This is a genomic window from Mesorhizobium silamurunense, assembly GCF_014843905.1.
Classification (GTDB): domain Bacteria; phylum Pseudomonadota; class Alphaproteobacteria; order Rhizobiales; family Rhizobiaceae; genus Mesorhizobium; species Mesorhizobium silamurunense.
This window is the reverse complement of record NZ_LPVS01000114.1, coordinates 1-215: the sequence shown is the minus strand read 5'-3', so window position 1 is coordinate 215 and position 215 is coordinate 1. Positions and strand designations below refer to the sequence as shown.

1 protein-coding gene is annotated in these 215 nt (G+C 63.7%); it reads right to left on the bottom strand.

The window, feature by feature from the left end; translation table 11 throughout:
- The coding region (locus AU465_RS32650) for a porin (protein WP_192257099.1) at positions 1-215 on the bottom strand (215 nt) is incomplete at both ends.

The window sequence follows — 215 nt, the reverse complement described above, 5'->3', positions numbered from 1 at the left end:
CGAAGTTGAAGCGGGTCTCGGTGTAGGTCTTCAACGTGCCGAGCTCGGTCTCCTGGCCGGTCCAGGTCTTCAGCGTGAAGCGGGCCTGCTTGTAGAACGTGTCCTGCTCATCACCGTCCTCATGGTCGAACGCCTTCGCGCCGTCGAACGAGCCGACGTCGCCGACGCCGATGTCGTAGCGGACATAGCCGCCGATGCGCAGGCAGGTTTCGGTG